General features: G+C 69.0%; 15 protein-coding genes. 10 read left to right on the forward strand and 5 right to left on the reverse strand.

The annotated features are described in order from the left end of the window. The first annotated feature begins 210 nt into the window (after window positions 1–210). The 6 genes from ACT54R_RS01895 (at window position 211) to ACT54R_RS01920 (ending at window position 10772) form a co-directional block, all read left to right on the forward strand. The gene (locus ACT54R_RS01895; protein WP_168460432.1) at window positions 211–1743 is read left to right on the forward strand and encodes an acyl-CoA carboxylase subunit beta; all 1533 of its coding nucleotides are present in this window, start codon (window positions 211–213) and stop codon (window positions 1741–1743) included. 199 nt (window positions 1744–1942) lie between these two features. After that, window positions 1943–3970, forward strand: coding sequence for an acetyl-CoA carboxylase biotin carboxylase subunit (locus ACT54R_RS01900; RefSeq protein WP_476322879.1), 2028 nt, complete (start codon window positions 1943–1945; stop codon window positions 3968–3970). A 344-nt stretch (window positions 3971–4314) separates the two neighbouring features. Continuing rightward, window positions 4315–5544, forward strand: a complete 1230-nt coding sequence (locus ACT54R_RS01905; RefSeq protein WP_476322882.1) for a class I SAM-dependent methyltransferase — start codon at window positions 4315–4317, stop codon at window positions 5542–5544. A gap of 243 nt (window positions 5545–5787) precedes the next feature. Further along, window positions 5788–7626 (forward strand): methylmalonyl-CoA mutase subunit beta, encoded by a 1839-nt coding sequence (locus ACT54R_RS01910; protein ID WP_476322885.1) that lies wholly within the window; start codon window positions 5788–5790, stop codon window positions 7624–7626. Window positions 7627–7728: 102 nt separating this feature from the next. Further along, entirely contained in the window at window positions 7729–9885 is a 2157-nt protein-coding gene (scpA, locus tag ACT54R_RS01915) for a methylmalonyl-CoA mutase (RefSeq protein WP_168460440.1), read from the forward strand. Further along, a complete protein-coding gene (locus tag ACT54R_RS01920; RefSeq protein ID WP_476322890.1) occupies window positions 9882–10772 on the forward strand; it encodes an MBL fold metallo-hydrolase in 891 nt (296 codons plus the stop codon). Before scpA ends, ACT54R_RS01920 begins: the two co-directional genes overlap by 4 nt. Before the next feature lie 5 nt (window positions 10773–10777). On the opposite strand, the gene dxs is transcribed toward ACT54R_RS01920, so the two are convergent. From dxs to ACT54R_RS01935, 3 genes are all read right to left on the reverse strand, one after another. Further along, window positions 10778–12709 (reverse strand): 1-deoxy-D-xylulose-5-phosphate synthase, encoded by a 1932-nt coding sequence (gene dxs / locus ACT54R_RS01925; RefSeq protein ID WP_476322892.1) that lies wholly within the window; start codon window positions 12707–12709, stop codon window positions 10778–10780. A gap of 120 nt (window positions 12710–12829) precedes the next feature. Then, window positions 12830–13747 carry a glycosyltransferase family 2 protein gene (locus ACT54R_RS01930; protein WP_476322895.1) on the reverse strand — a complete coding sequence of 306 codons (918 nt, stop codon included), beginning with the start codon at window positions 13745–13747 and terminating at the stop codon, window positions 12830–12832. A 7-nt stretch (window positions 13748–13754) separates the two neighbouring features. Further along, window positions 13755–14900 carry a glycosyltransferase family 9 protein gene (locus ACT54R_RS01935; protein WP_476322898.1) on the reverse strand — a complete coding sequence of 382 codons (1146 nt, stop codon included), beginning with the start codon at window positions 14898–14900 and terminating at the stop codon, window positions 13755–13757. Window positions 14901–15235: 335 nt separating this feature from the next. Between ACT54R_RS01935 and ACT54R_RS01940 the strand changes: the two genes are divergently transcribed. Further along, window positions 15236–16612: a hypothetical protein gene (locus ACT54R_RS01940; RefSeq protein ID WP_476322900.1), complete on the forward strand. Its 1377-nt coding sequence runs from the start codon at window positions 15236–15238 to the stop codon at window positions 16610–16612. Beyond that, on the forward strand, window positions 16609–17199 hold the full coding sequence (locus ACT54R_RS01945; protein WP_476322903.1) for a protein-S-isoprenylcysteine O-methyltransferase: 591 nt from the start codon (window positions 16609–16611) through the stop codon (window positions 17197–17199). Before ACT54R_RS01940 ends, ACT54R_RS01945 begins: the two co-directional genes overlap by 4 nt. 96 nt (window positions 17200–17295) lie before the next feature. Here the strand turns inward: ACT54R_RS01945 and ACT54R_RS01950 are convergent, their stop codons facing one another. Both ACT54R_RS01950 and ACT54R_RS01955 read right to left on the reverse strand, forming a co-directional pair. Further along, window positions 17296–17571: an exodeoxyribonuclease VII small subunit gene (locus ACT54R_RS01950; RefSeq protein ID WP_029559001.1), complete on the reverse strand. Its 276-nt coding sequence runs from the start codon at window positions 17569–17571 to the stop codon at window positions 17296–17298. A gap of 63 nt (window positions 17572–17634) precedes the next feature. Further along, window positions 17635–18024: a hypothetical protein gene (locus tag ACT54R_RS01955; RefSeq protein WP_210254646.1), complete on the reverse strand. Its 390-nt coding sequence runs from the start codon at window positions 18022–18024 to the stop codon at window positions 17635–17637. Between the two features lie 155 nt (window positions 18025–18179). Here ACT54R_RS01955 and ACT54R_RS01960 point away from each other — a divergent pair, with 155 nt between their 5' ends. Continuing rightward, window positions 18180–19343, forward strand: a complete 1164-nt coding sequence (locus ACT54R_RS01960; RefSeq protein WP_476322906.1) for an ATP phosphoribosyltransferase regulatory subunit — start codon at window positions 18180–18182, stop codon at window positions 19341–19343. Continuing rightward, complete coding sequence (gene hisG, locus ACT54R_RS01965; RefSeq protein ID WP_168460455.1) at window positions 19340–20317, forward strand: ATP phosphoribosyltransferase; 978 nt, start codon at window positions 19340–19342, stop codon at window positions 20315–20317. Before ACT54R_RS01960 ends, hisG begins: the two co-directional genes overlap by 4 nt. The last annotated feature ends 13 nt before the right edge of the window (window positions 20318–20330 follow it).

The raw sequence follows: 20330 nt of genomic DNA on the forward strand, positions 1-20330 counted from the left end.
TGCGACGCCAGAGCTTCGAGTTCCGGAATGTGAACGATTTACAATTCGCATTGTCAATTTTTCACATATTCCACTGCGTCGCAACTCCTGTTAGCCGGATTGCGACGCAAGTGCGGGACGCCTTTGCGAAACCAGCCGGAAAGCTCTGGCTCGACCGCAGGAACCCGCTAGTCTTGAATCTACCTCTGGCCCCACTGAAAGGCGCCCGGCATGAAGGACATCCTTGAGGAGCTCGAGAGCCGGCGGGGTGTCGCCCGCCTTGGTGGTGGCATCAAGCGCATCGAGGCGCAGCACGCCCGCGGCAAGCTCACCGCTCGCGAGCGCATCAGCCTGCTGCTCGATCGCGGCACCTTCGAGGAATACGACACCTTCGTGCAGCACCGCTGCGTCGACTTCGGCATGGAGGACCAGAAGGTCCCCGGCGACGGCGTGGTGACCGGCTGGGGCACCATCAACGGCCGCAAGGTCTTCGTCTTCGCCAAGGACTTCACGGTGTTCGGCGGCTCCCTCTCCGAGGAGCACGCGCGCAAGATCACCAAGATCCAGGACATGGCGGTGAAGGTGCGGGCGCCGATCATCGGCCTGTTCGATGCCGGCGGCGCGCGCATCCAGGAGGGCGTGGCGGCGCTCGGCGGCTACGGCGAGGTGTTCAAGCGGAACGTCCTCTCCTCCGGCGTCATCCCGCAGATTTCGCTCATCATGGGCCCCTGCGCCGGCGGCGACGTCTACTCCCCCGCCATGACCGATTTCATCTTCATGGTGCGCGACACCTCCTACATGTTCGTCACCGGCCCCGACGTGGTGAAGACGGTGACCAACGAGACCGTCACCGCCGAGGAGCTGGGCGGCGCCAAGGTCCACACCTCCAAGTCCTCGGTGGCCGACGGCGCCTTCGAGAACGACGTGGAGATGCTGCTGGAGACCCGGCGGCTCATCGACTTCCTGCCCGCCAACAACATCGACGGCGTGCCCGAATGGCCCTCCTTCGACGATCCGGGCCGCACCGACGCCAGCCTCGACACGCTGGTGCCGGACAATCCCAACAAGCCCTACGACATGAAGGAGCTGATCCTGAAGGTCGTGGACGAGGGCGATTTCTTCGAGATACAGGCGGCCTACGCGAAGAACATCATCACCGGCTTCGGCCGCATCGAAGGGCGCACGGTGGGCTTCGTCGCCAACCAGCCCATGGTGCTCGCGGGCGTGCTCGACAGTGACGCCTCCCGCAAGGCGGCCCGCTTCGTGCGCTTCTGCGATGCCTTCGAGATCCCGATCGTCACCTTCGTGGACGTGCCCGGCTTCCTGCCCGGCACCGCGCAGGAATACGGCGGCCTCATCAAGCACGGCGCCAAGCTCCTGTTCGCCTATTCGCAGGCGACCGTGCCGCTGGTCACCGTCATCACCCGCAAAGCCTTCGGCGGCGCCTATGACGTGATGGCCTCCAAGCACGTGGGCGCGGACGTGAACTATGCCTGGCCCACCGCCCAGATCGCGGTGATGGGTGCCAAGGGCGCGGTGGAGATCATCTTCCGCCAGGACATGGGCGACCCGGAGAAGATCGCCGCCCAGACCAAGAATTACGAAGAGCGCTTCCTCTCGCCCTTCGTCGCCGCCGAGCGGGGCTTCATCGACGAGGTGATCACCCCCCGCTCCACCCGCCGCCGCCTCGCCCGCGCGCTCGCCATGCTCCGCACCAAGAAGCTGGAGCAGCCCCCGCGCAAGCACGACAACATGCCGGTGTGAGGCCGGGATTTCGGTGATCTCCCTCTCCCCTTGCGGGAGAGGGCCGGGGTGAGGGGTATCGCGCCGCTGCGCCAGACGCCGGCGAGCCCCCTCACCCGCCTCCGCTGCGCTCCGGCACCCTCTCCCGCAAGGGGAGAGGGGAAGACACCGGAGAGGACCGCAAAGAATTCAGCGCCGCTGGCGCAAAGGAACGAACGCCATGTTCTCGAAGATCCTGATCGCGAACCGGGGTGAGATCGCCTGCCGCGTCATCAAGACGGCGCGCAAGATGGGCATCAAGACCGTTGCCGTCTATTCCGACGCCGACAAGGACGCCCTCCATGTGGAGATGGCGGACGAGGCGGTGCATATCGGCCCGCCGCAGGCCGCCCAGTCCTATCTCATCGCCGAGAAGATCGTGGAGGCCTGCAAGAAGACCGGCGCCGAGGCGGTGCATCCCGGCTACGGCTTCCTCTCCGAGCGCGCCTCCTTCCCCAAGCTGCTCGCCGAGCACGGCATCGTCTTCATCGGCCCGAACCCCCATGCCATCGAGGCCATGGGCGACAAGATCGAGTCCAAGAAGGCGGCCGCCGCGGCCAAGGTCTCCACCGTGCCCGGCTATCTCGGCGAGATCGCCTCCGGCGAGGAGGCGGCCAAGATCGCCGACGAGATCGGCTATCCCGTGATGATCAAGGCCTCCGCCGGCGGCGGCGGCAAGGGCATGCGCATCGCCTACAGCCGTGACGAGGTGCAGGACGGCTTCGACCGCGCCCGCTCGGAGGCCAAGTCCTCCTTCGGCGACGACCGCGTGTTCGTGGAAAAGTTCATCGTCGATCCGCGCCACATCGAGATCCAGGTGCTGGGCGACAAGCACGGCAACGTCATCTATCTCGGCGAGCGCGAGTGCTCCATCCAGCGCCGCAACCAGAAGGTCGTGGAGGAAGCCCCCTCCCCGCTGCTGGACGAGGCCACCCGCAAGAAGATGGGCGAGCAGGCCGTGGCGCTGGCCAAGGCCGTGGGCTACGACAGCGCCGGCACGGTTGAGTTCGTCGCCGGGCAGGACAAGAGCTTCTTCTTCCTGGAGATGAACACCCGTCTGCAGGTGGAACATCCGGTCACCGAACTCATCACCGGCATCGACCTCGTGGAGCAGATGATCCGCGTCGCCGCCGGCGAGCCGCTGACCATCACCCAGGACGACGTGAAGCTCACCGGCTGGGCGGTGGAAAGCCGCATCTATGCGGAAGACCCCTACCGCAACTTCCTGCCCTCGACCGGCCGCCTCGTGCGGTACCGCCCCCCGGCGGAAGGCAAGGACGGCCCCATCACCGTGCGCAACGACACGGGCGTCTATGAGGGCGGGGAAATCTCCATCTTCTACGATCCCATGATCGCGAAGCTGGTCACCCACGCCCCCACCCGCGCCATCGCCATCGAGGCGCAGGCGGATGCGCTGGATGCCTTCGCCATCGACGGCATCGGCCACAACATCCCCTTCCTCTCGGCGCTGATGGCGCATCCGCGCTGGCAGTCGGGCAACCTCTCCACCGGCTTCATCGCCGAGGAATATCCCGACGGCTTCCACGCCCGTGCGCCGGAAGGCGAGCTGACGCATACGCTCTCCGCCGTGGCGGCGGTGATCGACCACATCCAGAACACCCGCAAGCGGCAGATCTCCGGCCAGACCTCGGGCGTGACGTGGCGCTTCGCCAAGCGCCGCATCGTGAACCTCTCGGCCGGCGAGGCGACGCTCTCCACCCCCTGCGAGGTCGAGGCGGTGGACGGCGGTTTCAAGGTGCAGATCTTCGAGGCGGACGGCACCCCCGGCCATATCCACCTGCTGCGCTCCACCTGGAAGCCCGGCGACGTGGTTTGGACCGGCACCATCGATGCCGATCAGGTGGCGGTGCAGGTGCGCCCGATCCCCAACGGCTACGTGCTCGCCCACCGCGGCATCTCCACCAAGGCGCAGGTCTACACCGAGCTGTCCGCCTCGCTGGCGGCGCTGATGCCGAAGAAGGAGAATGCCGGCGGCGGCAAGGAACTGCTCTGCCCCATGCCCGGCCTCGTGGTCTCCATCGCGGTGGTGCCCGGCCAGGAGGTGAAGAACGGCGAAATCCTCGCCATCGTCGAAGCCATGAAGATGGAGAACGTGCTGCGCGCCGAGCGCGACGGGGTGGTCAAGTCCGTCCACGCCAAGGCCGGCGACAGCCTCGCGGTGGACGCGGTGATCCTGGAATTCGCGTGATGCTTGGGGAAGGGCAATTCTTCTCCATGCACCTCCCCTCTCCCCTCGAAGTCGGCTGTTGCCGACTTCGAATTTCACGAAGCGAACTCGGCAACAGCCGAGTTCGCCCGGGAGAGGGGCCGGGGGTGAGGGGGCTGCCGTGCCGCATTCATGATGCAGGGACGAGGGGCGCCATACCCCTCACCCCTGCCCTCTCCCGCAAGGGGAGAGGGAGTTCCTTCGGTTCTGTTTGGCCGGGGCACGAGGGTGGCCTCGCGCCTCGTCATGTGAAAATGTCCGGCACATTCGCCCCCTCCCCGTCCCTCCCGCATCTGCGGGCGCGGGCGCCTGCCGGAGCCTTCTGAATGCGCCTCCTCTCCCACCTCCTCAGCCGCTTCGTGGAAAAGGGCCAGCTCACGGTCATCACGGCCGATGGCAAGCGCCACGTGTTCGGCTCGGGCAAGGACGGCCCGTCCGTCACGGTGCGGATGCACGACAAGAAGCTGGAGCGCGACCTGTTCTTCAACCCGGAGCTGGTGGCGGCCGAAGCCTATATGGACGGCCGCCTCTCCTTCGAGGATGGGGCCGGCGCCTTCGAGTTGCTCAATCTCTTCTCGGTGAACCGCAAGGGCCTCGGCTCCCACCCGGTGCAGCAGGCGCTCAGGCAGGCGTGGCGCTCGGTGCGCCGGTTCCAGCAGGCGAACCCCGTCGGCAAGGCGAAGGAGAACGTCTCCTCCCACTACGACCACCCGGCCGATTTCTACCGGCTGTGGCTGGACGAGACGATGGCGTATTCCTGCGCCTACTTCACCCATCCCGACGAGCCGCTGGCCGACGCCCAGCGCAACAAGTTCCGCCATATCGCGGCGAAGCTGAACATCTCCCCCGGCATGCGGGTGGCCGAGATCGGCTCCGGCTGGGGCGGTCTCGCCATCTACATGGCGAAGGAATGCGGCGCGCAGGTCACCGCCATCAACGTCTCGCCCGAGCAGCTGGCCGAGAGCCGGCGCCTCGCCGAGGCGGCGGGCGTCATCGACCGCATCGACTTCCGCGAGGTGGACTACCGCAACCTCACCGGCAAGTTCGATCGCGTGGTCTCCATCGGCATGATGGAGCATGTGGGCGTCGCCCATTTCGACGAATATTTCACCACCATCCGCAACCTGCTGGACACGGGCGGCTTCGCGCTGATCCACGCCATCGGCCGCATGTCGCCCCCCGGCACCACGGCGCCCTTCATCCGCAAGTACATTTTCCCCGGCGGCTATGTGCCGGCGCTGTCGGAAGTGTTCGCCTCCACCGAGCGCACGCACCTGTGGGTGGACGATTGCGAGGTGCTGCGGCTGCACTATTACTGGACCATCCGCGCCTGGCGGCGGAACTTCATGGCCCGCCGCGCCGAAGCCGACGCCATGATGGGCGAGCGCTTCGGCCGCATGTGGGAATTCTACCTCGCCGCCGTGGAGCTGGGCTTCCTGCACGGCTCCAACATGGTGTTCCAGCTCCTCCTCTCCGAGAAGCGCGACGACGTGCCGGTGATCCGCGACTACATCGTGGACGCCGAGCGCGCGCTGGCCGCGCGGGAGCGGCGGTGATGGGTAAGGCGGGGGCAAGCGCCGCCCTTTGCCTCCCCTCTCCCCTCGCGGGAGAGGGGCTGGGGGTGAGGGGGCTGCGGCTCCTCCGACCGCACATTCCGCCACGCTCGAACACCCCCTCACCCCGGCCCTCTCCCGCGAGGGGAGAGGGCGCGCGAACGCTTATGCCGGCTCATCATTCGTTGCTGCTTTGCCGCCGTCGCGAAGCAAGCGAACGACTCCCTTCCCTCCCGAGGTCCTGACATGACCGACGCCACCGCCCTCCCCTTCGCAACCGACATCGCTCCCGTCACCCGCGCGGACTGGCTGAAGCTGGTGGAAGGCGTGCTGAAGGGCGCGCCCTATGACAAGCGGCTGGTGACGCGCACCTACGAGGGCCTGGCGCTGGACGCTTTGCCGGAGCGCAAGGCGGATGCGCCCCTCGTCGCCGGCCGACCGGCGGGGGCGCCGTGGGTCATCTCCATGCGGGTGGACCAGACCGACGCTGCCGAGGCCAATGCGCAGGCGCTGGAAGACCTCGACGGCGGCGCCTCGGGCCTCTCCCTCGTCTTCGCCGCCGCCCCCTCGGCCTACGGCTTCGGCCTGCCGGAGGGCGTGGACCTCGCGGTGGTGCTGAAGGACGTGCTGCTCGACCTCATCGACGTGCGCATCGAGAGCGGCAATTTCCAGGGCCGCGAGGATGCCCTCGCCTTCGCCGATCTCGTGGAAGCGCGCGGCTTCAAGCCGGAGGGCGTCTCCGTCTCCTTCGGCCTCGATCCCTTAAGCGATTTCGCCGCCCACGGCACCCTGCCCATGGCCTGGCCGCTGCTCGCCAAGCGCTTCGCCGAGACATCGGCCATCCTCAAGGCCCGCGGCTTCGCCGGCCCCTTCGCCCGGGCGGACGGCGGCGTCTATCACGCGGCCGGCGCCTCGGATGCGCAGGAGCTGGCGGCGGTGCTCGCCACCCTGGTCGCGTATCTGAAGGCCTATGCCGAGGCCGGCATCCCGCTGGAGGAGGCCGCCGGGCGCATCGAGGCCGCCCTCGTCGCCGACGTGAACCAGACCGCCACCATCGCCAAGTTCCGCGCGCTCCGCCTGCTCTGGGCCGCCGTGCTGCGCGAATGCGGCCTGCCGGAAAAGCCGCTGAAGCTGCACGCCACCACCGCGTGGCGCTCCCTCACCCGCCGCGACCCTTATGTGAACCTTCTGCGCACCACGGTCGCCGCCTTCGCGGCCGGCGTCGGCGGGGCGGACAGCGTGACGGTGCTGCCCTTCACCCAGGCGCTGGGCCTGCCGGATGCCTTCGCCCGCCGCCTCGCCCGCAACACGCAGGTGATGCTGCTGGAGGAGAGCAACGTCCATCGCGTCGCCGACCCCGCCGCCGGCGCCGGCGCCATGGAGGCCTACACGGACGGCCTCGCTGCCAAGGCGTGGGACCTGTTCCGCACCATCGAGAAGCGCGGCGGCATGGCCGACGTGCTGGAGGACCGCTGGTTCAAGGCCGAGATTGCCGAGGTGAAGGCCAAGCGCGACGCGGACGTCGCCACCCGCAAGGCCCCCATCACCGGCACGTCCGAATTCCCCATCCTCGTTCAGGAGGCGCCCGAGGTGCTGGCGCCGCTGCCGCCCGCCGCCCCGGTGGCGGACGGCGCGCTCGCGCCCAGCCGCATCGCCGAAGCCTTCGAGGCCCTGCGCGATGCCGCCGAGGCCGCGCCCAAGGCGCCCGTGGTATTCCTCGCCGCCCTCGGCCCGGTGGCCGCCTTCACCGCGCGCGCCACCTTCGCCAAGAACTTCTTCGAGGCCGGCGGCATCGCGGCTGCGGTGCCGGACGGCTTCGCCGACCACGATGCCCTCGTTGCCGCCTTCAAGGCGTCGGGCACGCCCTTCGCCTGCCTCGTCTCCTCCGATGAGGTGTATGGCGCCGAGGGCGCGGCGGCGGCCGAGGCGCTGAAGGCCGCCGGAGCCACCGCCGTATGGCTCGCCGGCAAGCCCGCCGCAGAGCTTCAGGCGACGCTTGCTCCGGCCGGGGTCACCGATTTCATCTTCGCCGGCTGCGACGCGCTCGACACGCTGAAGCGCGCTCAGGCGGCGGCGGGGATCTGAGCTTGGCGCCTCCCGTGCGGGGGCGCCCCTTCGACACCAACGCCCCTCCGATGGAGGCGGCACTGCATTTGCGCTAGGATGAAGCGCGACAGGATGGATGCCATGAGCCGGATCCCCAATTTCGCCGAGATCGACTGGCGCGCCGCCGCCCCCGCCGTCCCCGCCGCCGCGGCCGAGGCGTGGACGACGCCCGAGGGCATTCCGGTGAAGCCGCTCTACGGCCCGGCGGACATCGAAGGCCTCGGCTACATCGATACCTATCCCGGCATCGCGCCCTTCCTGCGCGGGCCCTATGCGCCCATGTACGCCACCCAGCCCTGGACGATCCGCCAGTATGCGGGCTTCTCCACGGCGGAGGATTCCAACGCCTTCTACCGGCGCAACCTGGCCGCCGGGCAGAAGGGCCTGTCAGTGGCCTTCGACCTCGCCACCCACCGCGGCTATGACTCGGACCATCCCCGCGTCGCCGGCGACGTGGGCATGGCGGGCGTGGCCATCGACTCGATCTACGACATGCGCACCCTGTTCTCCGGCATCCCGCTGGACCAGATGAGCGTGTCCATGACCATGAACGGCGCGGTGCTGCCGATCCTGGCGCTCTATGTGGTGGCGGCGGAAGAACAGGGGGTGGCGGCCTCCAAGCTTTCGGGCACCATCCAGAACGACATTCTCAAAGAATTCATGGTGCGGAACACCTATATCTATCCGCCCGCACCCTCCATGCGCATCATCTCGGACATTTTCGCCTTCACCTCGAAGGAGATGCCGCGCTTCAACTCCATCTCCATCTCCGGCTACCACATGCAGGAAGCCGGGGCGACGCAGGATCTCGAACTCGCCTATACGCTGGCCGACGGCGTCGAATACGGCCGCGCCGGTGCCGCCGCGGGCCTGCCCATCGACGTGTTCGCACCGCGCCTCTCCTTCTTCTGGGCCATCGGCATGAACTTCTACATGGAGGTGGCGAAGCTGCGCGCTGCCCGCCTCCTGTGGACGCGCCTGATGACCGACCTCGGGGCGAAGAACCCCAAGTCCCTGCCACTCCGCACCCATTCCCAGACCTCCGGCTGGTCGCTGACCGCGCAGGACGTGTTCAACAACGTCATGCGCACGGCCATCGAGGCCATGGCGGCGACGCAGGGCCAGACCCAGTCGCTGCACACCAACGCGCTGGACGAGGCGCTGGCGCTGCCCACGGACTTCTCCGCCCGCATCGCCCGCAACACCCAGATCCTGCTGCAACAGGAGAGCGGCACCACCCGGCAGATCGATTTGTGGGGCGGCTCCTATTTCGTGGAGAAGCTCACCGCCGATCTCGCCGCCAAGGCGTGGGCGCACATCCAGGAAGTGGAAGCGCTGGGCGGCATGGCCAAGGCCATCGAGGCCGGCATCCCGAAGCTGCGCATCGAGGAGGCTGCCGCCACCACCCAGGCCCGCATCGACGGCGGCGCGCAGACCGTGGTGGGCGTCAACAAGTTCAAGCCGCAGAAGGACCGGCTCATCGACGTTCTCAAGGTGGAGAACGCCGCCGTCCGCGCCGCGCAGATCGACAAGCTCAACCGCCTGCGCGCCGAGCGGAACCCGGCCGAGGTGGCCTCCAAGCTCGAAGCCCTCACCAACGGCGCCGCCGGCAACGGCAATCTGCTGGCGCTGGCCATCGAGGCGGCCCGGGCCAAGGCCACGGTCGGCGAGATTTCCGACGCGCTGGAGAAGGTGTTCGGCCGCCACCGCGCCGAAATCCGCGCCATCTCCGGCGTCTACAAGCGCGAGGCTTCCGCCATGACGGACAAGGTGGGCAAGGTGCAGAAGCTGGTGGAAGCCTTCGAGACCGCCGAAGGCCGCCGCCCGCGCATCCTCGTCGCCAAGGTGGGCCAAGACGGCCACGACCGCGGCCAGAAGGTCATCGCCTCCGCCTTCGCCGATCTCGGCTTCGACGTGGACATCGGCCCCCTCTTCGCCACCCCCGAGGAGGCCGCCCGGCAGGCGGTGGAGAACGACGTGCATGTCGTCGGCATCTCGTCCCTCGCCGCCGGCCATCTTACCCTCGTGCCGGCCCTGAAGGCGGCGCTGGAGGCGGAAGGACGCGGCGACATCATGGTGGTGGTGGGCGGAGTCGTGCCCCCGCAGGACTATGACGCCCTGAAGGCCTTCGGCGCCGAAGCCATCTTCCCGCCCGGCACCGTCATCGCCGACGCGGCGAAGGAGCTGCTGCACACGCTCTCCCACCGTCTGGGGCACAATCTCGAAGCAGCGGAGTGACGGCCGAAGGCGCCCTCACCCCCGGCTCCACTCTGCGCGTGCTGGAGCCGGCGCCCGGCGTGCTCGCCTTCTATGACGGGCGCATTCCCGGTGGGCGGCTGCATGGGCCGCAAGAGAACTGGCTGGACGACGGCGCCTTCGCCCTCGGCATCGCCTCCTATGCGGTGATCGATGGCGACGACGCCCTCGTCTACGACACCCACATCACCCTCGCCCACGCCCACATCGTCCGTCGCACGCTGGAAGAGCGGGGCGCCCGGCGCATCCGCGTGGTGCTGAGCCACTGGCACGACGACCATGTTGCCGGCAACGCAGCCTTCGCCGATTGCGAGATCATCGCCAATCGGGAGACGGACACCTTGCTGCGGGAAAACCGCGCCCGGCTGGAGGCGGCCGACCCGCCTATCAACCCGCTGGTGCTGCCCAACCGGCTGTTCGAGGCGCGGCTTTCCCTTACCGTCGGGACCATTGCGGTGGAGCTGGTCCACGTGGACATCCACAGCCGCGACGGCACCGTGGCGCTGCTGCCCGGCGGCATCCTTCTGGCCGGCGACACGCTGGAAGACCCCATCACCTATGTGGACGAGCCGGACCGCCTCGCCGCGCACCTCGAAGGGCTCAAGCGCCTCGCGGCGCTGGGCGCGACGCGCATCCTGCCCTGCCACGGCGATCCCGACGTGATCGCCGCCAGCGGCTACGGCCCGGCGCTCATCGACGCGACGCGGCTCTATGTGGAGAAGTTGCTGCGCCTGAAGGCCGAGCCGGCGCTGGCGGGGCTCGATCTGCGGACGTTCGCAGCAGAGGCCTTCGGCACCGGGGCGATCTCGTACTTCGAGCCCTACGAGGCCGTGCACCGGCGGAATGTGGAGGCGGTGCTCGGGGTTTAGCCCCCTCACCCCGCCTTCGACAGCTCCCGCCCGGCCTTCGCCTTGCCCAGCAGCCCCTCCACCTTCGCCACGATGGCGTTGGCGTCGAGGCCGGCTTCGGCGAGCTGGCGGGCCTGGGTGTCGTGGTCGATGTAGATGTCCGGCAGCACCATGGAGCGCACCTTGACGGTGCCGCGGTCGAGCACGCCCTCGTCGGTGAGAAGCTGGAGCACCTGGCTGCCGAAGCCGCCGATGGAGCCCTCCTCCACCGTCACCAGCGCGGCATGGCAGGCCGCCAGCTTCAGCGCGAGGTCGCGGTCGATGGGCTTGGCGAAGCGGGCGTCGGCCACCGTCACGGTGAAGCCGGCCGCCTCCAGCCGCTCGGCGGCGTCCAGCGCAGCGGCGAGGCGGGTGCCCAGCGAGAGGATGGCGACATCGCCCTCCCCCGTGCCGCGCACGATGCGCCCCTTGCCGATGGGCAGCGCCTCGCCCTTGTCCGGCCGCTCCACGCCCACGCCCTCGCCGCGCGGGAAGCGCACGGCGGAGGGACCGTCGTCATAGGCCACGGCGGTGGCGATCATGTGCATCAGCTCCGCCTCGTCGGCGGGCGACATGAGCACCATGCCGGGCAGGCAGCCGAGATAGGCGAGGTCGTAGGCGCCCGCATGGGTCGCCCCGTCCGCCCCCACGAGGCCGGCACGGTCCACGATGAAGCGCACGGGCAGGCCCTGCAGCGCCACGTCGTGGATCACCTGGTCATAGGCCCGCTGGAGGAAAGTGGAATAGAGCGCGCAGAACGGCTTGAAGCCTTCCGCCGCGAGGCCGCCCGCGAATGTCACGGCATGCTGCTCGGCGATGCCCACGTCGAAGGTGCGGTCGGGATAGGCCTGCCCGAACAGGTCGATGCCGGTGCCCGAGGGCATGGCGGCAGTGATGGCGACGATCTTGGGATCGCGCCGCGCCTCGGAGATCAGGCTCTCGGCGAACACGCGGGTGTAGGACGGGGCGTTGGACTTGGCCTTCACCTGCGCGCCCGTCACCACGTCGAACTTCACGACGCCGTGGTACTTGTCCGCGCTCTGCTCGGCCGGGCCGTAGCCCTTGCCCTTCTGGGTGACCACATGGACGAGGATCGGCCCCGTCTTGGCGTCCCGCACGTTCTTCAGAACGGGCAGGAGGTGGTCGAGATTGTGCCCGTCGATGGGGCCCACATAATAGAAGCCCAGTTCCTCGAACAGCGTGCCGCCGGTCCAGAAGCCGCGCGCGAACTCCTCGGCCCGCTGCGCCCCGCGCTCCACGAACTTGGGCAGGTGGCCGGCAATCTGCTTGCCGATCTCGCGCAGGGAACGATAGGTCTGGCCGGAGATGAGCCGCGCCAGATAGGCCGACATGGCCCCCGTGGGCGGGGCGATGGACATGTCGTTGTCGTTGAGGATCACAATGAGGCGCGAATCCATGGCGCCCGCGTTGTTCATGGCCTCATAGGCCATGCCCGCCGACATGGCGCCGTCGCCGATCACCGCCACCACGTTGCGCTCCACCCCGCCGAGGTCGCGCGCGACCGCCATGCCGAGGCCGGCGGAGATGGAGGTGGAGGAATGGCCCGCGCCGAAGGGGTCGTATTCGCTCTCGGCCCGGTTGGTGAAGCCGGAGAGGCCGCCGCCGGTGCGCAGCGTGCGGATGCGCTCGCGCCGCCCGGTGAGAATCTTGTGGGGATAGCACTGGTGGCCCACGTCCCAGATCAACCGGTCGTGGGGCGTATTGAAGACGTGGTGCAATGCCACCGTCAGCTCGACCACGCCAAGGCCCGCGCCCAGATGCCCGCCCGTGACGGACACCGCATCGATGGTCTCGGCGCGCAGCTCGGCCGCCAACTGGACGAGCTTTTCCTGAGGCAGGCGCCGCACATCGGCAGGGTCACGAATGGTGTCGAGCAACGGGGTCTTCAGCAAGGTCACGGACCACTCCGACCGGAACGAACCGGGAAAAGCGAGCCTTACACACGGGCCCGCTGGTATGCAACGTACAAAGGCTGACGCAGCGGCGGCGTGCCGACGACCTTCGTCTACAGCTAAAACCTATACGTGCGGCGGCACGTTTCGGCGCACTCCATCGAGGCAGCCGGCGAATTTTCCCGCCCGGATGGCGACCCGGTGGAGGTCGAACAGCGCCAGCGCCAGCGCGCAGCCGGCGCCGAGCCACAGGAGCCGCGACGCCCGCCCGCCGGCGCGGCCGTACTTCTCCCGCACATAGAGTTCCGAGTGCATCTTGGCGCGGTTGATGCGGAAGGTCTGGCCGAAGGACGGCGTGCTGGAGCGCCCGCCCGCGTGGGTCACCCGCGCGTCCGTCACCACCACGATGGGGATGCGGCGGGCCAGCACGCGGAGCGAGAGGTCGTCGTCCTCGTGGTAGAGGAATATGGATTCGTCGAAGCCGCCGAGATCGAGGAAGGCGTCGCGGGCCACCATGAAGGCGGCGCCATGGACAAAGCGGGTGCAGTAGTCCCCCGCGATCTCCTCCGGCGCGAGGCGGGCGCTGCGCGGCACCTTCTCCAGAATGGAGCCTTCCTTGCGCATCAGCCGGCCGTTCTCGCCGACGATGGCCGGCATGAGGATGGCCGGCTCCCCATAGAGCCGCGCCGCCGCCAGCAGGCGGGGGATGGTGTCCGGCTCCAGCACCGCGTCGGGATTGAGGAAGAGCACGTAGGGCGTTGCCGCCCGCCGCGCTCCGGCATTGCAGGCGGTGCCGAAGCCGGCATTGTCAGGCATGGCGAGCAGATCGGCGGGGCGGGTCAGCGTCGCGGCCCAGCCGGTGCCCTCGGGGCTGGCGTTATCCACCACCACCACCGAGAATTCAGCCGGCACACTGGCCACCGCGCGGCCGATGACGCCGGAGCTGTTGTAGGTGACGAACACGACCGTCACATCGGCGGGACCGGGCCTTGGGCCGTCCTCATCGGGCGGGGTCTCCGCCGCGGTCGCAAAAGAGCGCGTCATGGCCGCTCTAGTGCAGCGGAACGCCGGCAAACTCAAGGCCGAGGGCGGCGAGCCCCTCCAGCGCATGGTCCGGCGTCAGCCGCGTCATGCAGCCGTGGCCGTGGGGGCATTGGGCGATATCGTTCAGCAGGCACGGCGCGCAACTCGCATGGGCGCTCAGGACCGCGACCTGCGGCCCGGACGGCGCCCAGCTCTGGATATCCGCAAGGCCGGAGAAGAGGCACAGCGTCGGCCGGCCCAGCGCCGCCGCCAAGTGGGCCGGGGCGGAATCGAGCGCCACCACGGCCCGCGCCCCGTCCAGAAGGGCAGCGAGCCCGCCAAGATCCAGCCGGCCGGCGAGGTTCACCACGCGATCCGTCGGGAGGCCGGCGACGATGGCGGCGCACAGCGGTGCTTCCTCCGCCGTGCCCGCAAGCACGAGGCCAAGGCCGCTGCCCGCCAGCATCCGCCCTGCCAGAGCCCGCCAGCTTTCCACCGGCCAGTGCTTGATGGCGAGCCGGGCGCCGGGGGCGAGCACCCCGTAGCCATCGGCGAAATCCGGCAGCGCCGGTGCAGGGCCGAAGGGAATGCATGCCGCGGGGCTGGGCTGGACCGCGCGGAAGGCGCTCACCAGCACCTCGGCGAGGGCGGAAAGGCGCACCCCCGCCGGCAGCGGCGCGACGAGGCCACCGGCGCGGGCCGACGCCTCCATCTCCGGCAACGCGAGGTCGAGATCGTGGCGCGTGCCGAGCCCGGCGAAGCCGACGCGAAACCGCACGGGCAGTGCGGCGAGGAGCGCCCGGGCATCGTCGGCATGGCGCAGGTCGATGGCGATGTCGGCGGGCGGCAGATCCAGCGCCTTCAGTGCCGCCAGCGCCTCGTCCGGCACGGCGGCGGGCGGATGGCCGCGCGCGGGATAATAATCGAACGCCTGCACCGCATCGAAGAGGCCGGTCGCCACGGCGAGATCGCGCGTGAAGGGCGCGCACAGAAGGGTCAGGCGGGAGGCGGGAAAGGCCTCGCGGAGCCGCCGGACCGCCGGCAGCGCGGTCACGAAATCCCCCACATGGTCGAGCTTCACCACCAGCAGCGACGGCGCCGGGCCAAGCGCGGCGAGGCGAGACAGGGGGCTGTCCCGGAGGCCGGGCGCGAAGGTCGCGTCCGGCGCGGCCATGGGGGAATGAGGCAAGGGCAGCGGGGGCGTGGCGCTGGAAGGCGTCGGCTCCGCGGGCGCAGGCCGCATGGCCCCTGAAGGCGTCGGCGCCGCAGGCGCCGGCCGCATGGCCCCGGGCTTGGGCTGCGTCTGCCGCCAAATGCCCGCCAGAAGATCACGGAACCGCGCCATGCCAGATGTCCCGTGAACCTGCGACCCACCCCAACGTCACCCCTTTATCCTTGGGCGCTGCCGTTTAGGCAATGCCGACCAGACACAGGCTGAGGCCGGCGGAGCGGGACTGCCATTCCGCCCCGGCCTAGCCATGCCCGGCCATCTTCGCTAGAAGGCGGCCCATGCACGACGCCGAGGGAACGCTCGCAGGCCCCACCGCCGGGACCGGCGCCGAAGCGCGCGGTATCCCGGCCCACGACGCGGACGCGCGCGCCCGGGTGCGCCGTCGCCACGTCTTCTTCATCGCCGGCTTCGACCCCATGGCGGTGGAAGGGCACCACCGCATTTTCGTGCGCGAGCTAAAACGCTTCGGCGATGTGTGGAATGTGCGCACCCACTGCCGCGACGCGGCACCCGTGCCGACCCCCACCGGCGGATTCTGGCGAACCGAAGCTGGCGGTCCCAACTGGCATACCGAAACCACGTTTGAAAACCTGGGGTGGCATGACCTGACACGCGCCGACATGGGCCGTTCGGTGTGGAGCCACATGAAGGGTTCCGTGCGGGCGATGGCCGACATGGTGTCGAGCGGCACCATCGCCAACTACTTCCGCTCCAGCCGGCGCTACGGCTTGTTTTTCCTCTTTACCTACATGCTGCTCGCCCTGTTCTGGGGGCTGGCGGCGACGGCAGGATTCCTGTCTTTTCAATGGCTTGCGGCATTCGGCATGCTGCCTGCGACAGTGGCGGGGCTTTGCGTCACCCTCGCCGTTGGCCTTTTCCTGATGCGCTGGCCGGGGCGGCGCTTCCGGCTCAAGCAATCGCTGGATCTCGCTGAATTTTCAGTGGATTTCGTGCGCGGCCGGCATCCCGAGGTGGAAGCCCGCATCCTCGCCTTCGCCGACCGCCTGCGGGCCGTGGAGGGCGCGGCGGCAGCGCAGGGCGTGGACGAAATTATCGTTGCAGGCCATAGCCTTGGCGCCATGCTCGCGGTGAGCGCGGTGGCCGCTGCCGTGGCCGCCGACCCCGCCTTCGGAAGCCGCACCCGCGTGCGCATCCTCACCCTCGGCTCGACCACCGCCAAGTTCGCCCTGCACCCGGCCGGCGGGCGTTTTCGTGAGGCGGCAGAACGGGCTGCGGCGGCGGACGGGATCGGTTGGGTGGAGGTGCAGTCGCGGGACGACATCGTCTCCTTCTACAAGGTGAACCCCGTCACCCTCGGCCCCGTCAGCTTCGCCCCGGTGCTGCTGCCGCCCGGCGACTATTCCGTCAAGCCATTGATCCGGCATGTGGAAATCCGGCAGATGATCTCGCCGACCATCTACCGCCGCCACTGGTTCGACGTGATGCGCCTGCACTGCCAGTGCTTCCTGGCGGGCGACATCCGGTCTACGCACGACTTTTACGCGTATGTCTGCGGGCCCCTGTCGTTCGACGTTTTGGCCTCACATACCAATAGCTTACGGGCCTATCTCCTGGCTGATGGAACCCTGCGCCCGCTCGTTCATGACGCCGCCGGCTGCATCCTCCCCCTCACCGAACCCGAGACCTCCGCATGAGCCTCCTGACCTTCGCCAAGATCGCCTGGGCGGTGGGCGTCGTATCGTGGTACGTCCTGCGTATCCCCTTTGAACGAAAGGCAAAACGCCAGCGCGTGGCGGATGCGCGGCACCGCAATCTGCGGGAGATGATTCTCCTGTCCATCTCCACGCTGGGGCTCGGCATCATCCCGGCGATCTATGCGGCGACGGGCTTCCCCAAGTTCGCCTCCTACCCGCCGAGCGTCCTGCAGGTGGCAGCGGGCGTCGCCGTATTCGCCGGCTCCCTGCTGCTGTTCTGGCGCACCCACCGGCAGCTTGGAAAGTATTGGTCGGTGACGCTGGAAATCAAGGACAAGCACGAGCTCATCACCTCCGGGGTGTATGAGAAAGTGCGTCACCCCATGTACTCGGCCTTCTTCCTGTGGGCTTTGGCACAGCTTCTTCTGCTGCCAAATCTCATCGCTGGACCGGCTGGCCTGATCGGCTTCGGTATCCTTTTCTTCTTCCGCGTCGGGCGCGAAGAGCAGATGATGCGGGAAGCCTTTGGTGCCGAGTACGACGCCTATGCCCGGCGCACCAAGCGCGTCATCCCGGGCCTCTACTGAACAGACCGGGAAAACGGGGGCGGCAGCGATTCGGTCCCGCTGCGTTCTCCCGTTGTCCCATGCAAACCCTGCAATCGTCCCGTTTCGGGACGGTTCTCAGGCGTCCGGATCGAGCGGCTGGGTCCCCGCCGGCCGACCGGCGGCATCGCGAGTGATGGTCTCCACCCGCGCCTCGGCGGCCTTCAGCAGGGCCTCGCAGCGCTGCTTCAGGGCTTCGCCGCGCTCATAGATGGCGATGGATTCCTCGAGCGGCACATTGCCCCGCTCCAGATTGGCCACGATGGCTTCCAGCTCGGCAAGCGCTTGCTCGAACGAGAGATTTTCGACGCCGGCCACCGCCGTGCCGCCCTTTGCCCCGCTCGCGCCTGCCATGGCCGCCTCCTGATTCGACAGGCGCTCACCATAGACGACACCCGCCGCCACCCGAAGCGCGGGTCAGAAAGGCAGATAGCGCGAGACCCCAGGCAATTCGGCGATGAGCGCCAACAGGACCCCGGCCGCGGTGAGATAGATGCCGATGGCGAAGATCTTCACCAGCCGGTTGTAGCGCACCCGGCGAAGCGAACTCGTCTCCAGCATGCCCACCAGGGCCCGAAGCTGGAAGGCGATGCCCAGCGCCAGCAGCGCGAACGCCACGAACGCCGAGCCGCTCCAACGTCCGGGCATCAGGGTCCAGTTGGAGAGAAAGGCGAGGGAGAAACCGCCGACAACGCCAATGGCCGTCACGGAGCCGTTGCGGAAGGTGGGATCGAGAAGATGGCCCGGCGCGCCGGGAAGGCTGCCCTCGCGCCCTTCGTCGTCGGCACCTGCCGGTCCGTCTGCCATTCGATCCTTGCCTGTCGCCCAGCCGGTCCCCCGCCGGCAGCAGCAGCTTAGCGGCAAAGCCCCGCCTGTTGCCAACCCCGTATGACCGGGCCGGGGTGGTCGCGGGGCGCCGGCTTTGCTAGAAGCCCGCCAGAACTCAAGGAACCCTTGCAGCCATGTCGCCCGCGGCGCCCGCGCCCCTCACCTTCCGCACGTCCCCGAGCCTCGAGGAGGCGCTGGTCGCCACCTTCGCGGCCGCTGGCTTCGCGCGCCTCGATCCACCCATCCTCCAGCCTGCCGACGTGTTCCTCGACCTGTCGGGGGAATCCATCCGCCGCCGCATGTATCTGACGGCCGACGCCGAAGGCCGCGAGCTTTGCCTGCGGCCCGACCTCACCATTCCCGTCGCCCGTGCGGTCCTGGCCGAGGGCATGGCGATGCCGGCGCGCGTCAGCTACCTCGGACCCGTCTTCCGCTTTCGCGGCGAAGGCCCCGGCGAGTTCCGGCAGGCCGGCGTCGAATCCTTCGGCCGCACCGACATCGAGGCGGCGGACGCGGAGATCCTGTCCCTCGGCCTCAACGCCTGCGCGCTCTATGGCCTGCCCCAGCCGGACATCCGGCTCGGCGATGTCGGACTGTTCACGACGCTGCTCGACGCCTTGCCGCTGGCGCCGGCCATGCGCCGCCGGCTGCTGAAGGATTTCGGCCAGGGACGGGTCAATCTCGACCTCGCCCAGCTCAGCGACAAAAACCGCGAGGGCGCCCCCGCCCATGCTGGCGTGCTGGCGGCGCTCGATGGCGCGGACCCGGCAGCGGCGCGTGCGCTCATCACCGATCTTCTTTCCATCGCCGGCATTTCGACGGTGGGCGGGCGCAGCGTGTCCGAGATCGCCGAACGGTTCCTGGAGCAGTCCTCGCTCGATGCAGGCGGCGGGCTTTCGGCGGAAACCTCGGAAATCCTCTCTCGCTACCTCGCCATATCCGGCACGCCGGACGAGGCCTCGGCTCGGATGCGGGCACTGGCGGCGGATGCCGGCATCGATCTCCACGCGGCCCTCGATCTGTTCGACCGACGCACCGGCTTCTTCACCGCCTATGCCGTGAACCTCTCGTCCGTGCGCTTCTCCACCGCCTTCGGGCGGCCCCTCGATTATTACAGCGGCATGGTGTTCGAGCTGCGCGATCCGGCGCGGCCGGATGCCGGCCCTCTGGTGGCGGGCGGGCGCTACGACCGGCTGCTGTCCCGGCTCGGCGCGGAAGGCACCATCCCCGGCGTCGGCCTCGCCGCCTGGGTGGAGCGCCTCGCAGGGCTCGCCGGTGCCGCGGAGGACGCCCGATGACTACCCCGCTCATCCTCGCCGTGCCGTCCAAGGGGCGGCTGCAGGACAATGTCCACGCCTTCTTCTCCCGCGCCGGCATGCCGCTGACGCAGGCCCGCGGCGCCCGCGACTATCGCGGCGCGCTCGGCGGGGTGGAGGGGGTGGAGGTCGCCTATCTCTCCGCCTCGGAAATCGCCGCCGCGCTCGCCTCCGGCGCCGCCCATCTCGGCGTCACCGGCGAGGATCTGGTGCGCGAGAACATCCACGAGGCCGACAGCCGCGTGGCGCTTCTGGAGAAGCTCGGCTTCGGCCATGCCAATGTGGTGGTCGCGGTGCCGCAGGCGTGGATCGACGTGCGCACCATGGACGATCTCGACGACGTGGCCAGCCACTTCCACGGCCGCACCGGCCGACGCATCCGCGTCGCCACCAAATACGTGAACCTCACACGCGGCTTTTTCGCCCGCCACGGCATTATCGACTACCGCATCGTCGAAAGCGCCGGCGCGACCGAGGGCACCCCAGCCGCCGGCACGGCCGAACTGATCGTCGACATCACCACCACGGGTGCGACGCTCGCCGCCAATGCGCTGAAGGTGGTGGACGACGGCATCATCCTGAAGTCCGAGGCGAACCTCGTCGCCTCGCTCACCGCCAACTGGAGCGGCGGGGCCCTCGCGGCCGCGCGCGCGATGTTCGACCGGCTGGGAGCCGAGAAGCGGGCGCGGACCATGCGGGAGGTGCGCACGCGCTTCGCCGATTGCGATGCCTCGCTGGTGGACGAGGCGGTGGCGGCCTATCGCTGCGTGGCGCCCTTTGGCGGACCGACGTCGTCCGGCATGCTCACGCTGCACTGCCCGCCGGACACGCTGCACGCCCTCGCCACCTTCCTGCGCCAGCGCGGTGCCAGCATGGTGACAGTCGGCCCCATCGAATACGTCTTCGCCGCCGACAACCCGCTCTATGAGGCGCTGGACGCGCGCCTGAGCGGCTGAACTTGGAAGGCCC

This window comes from Xanthobacter sp. DMC47 (genome assembly GCF_056313845.1).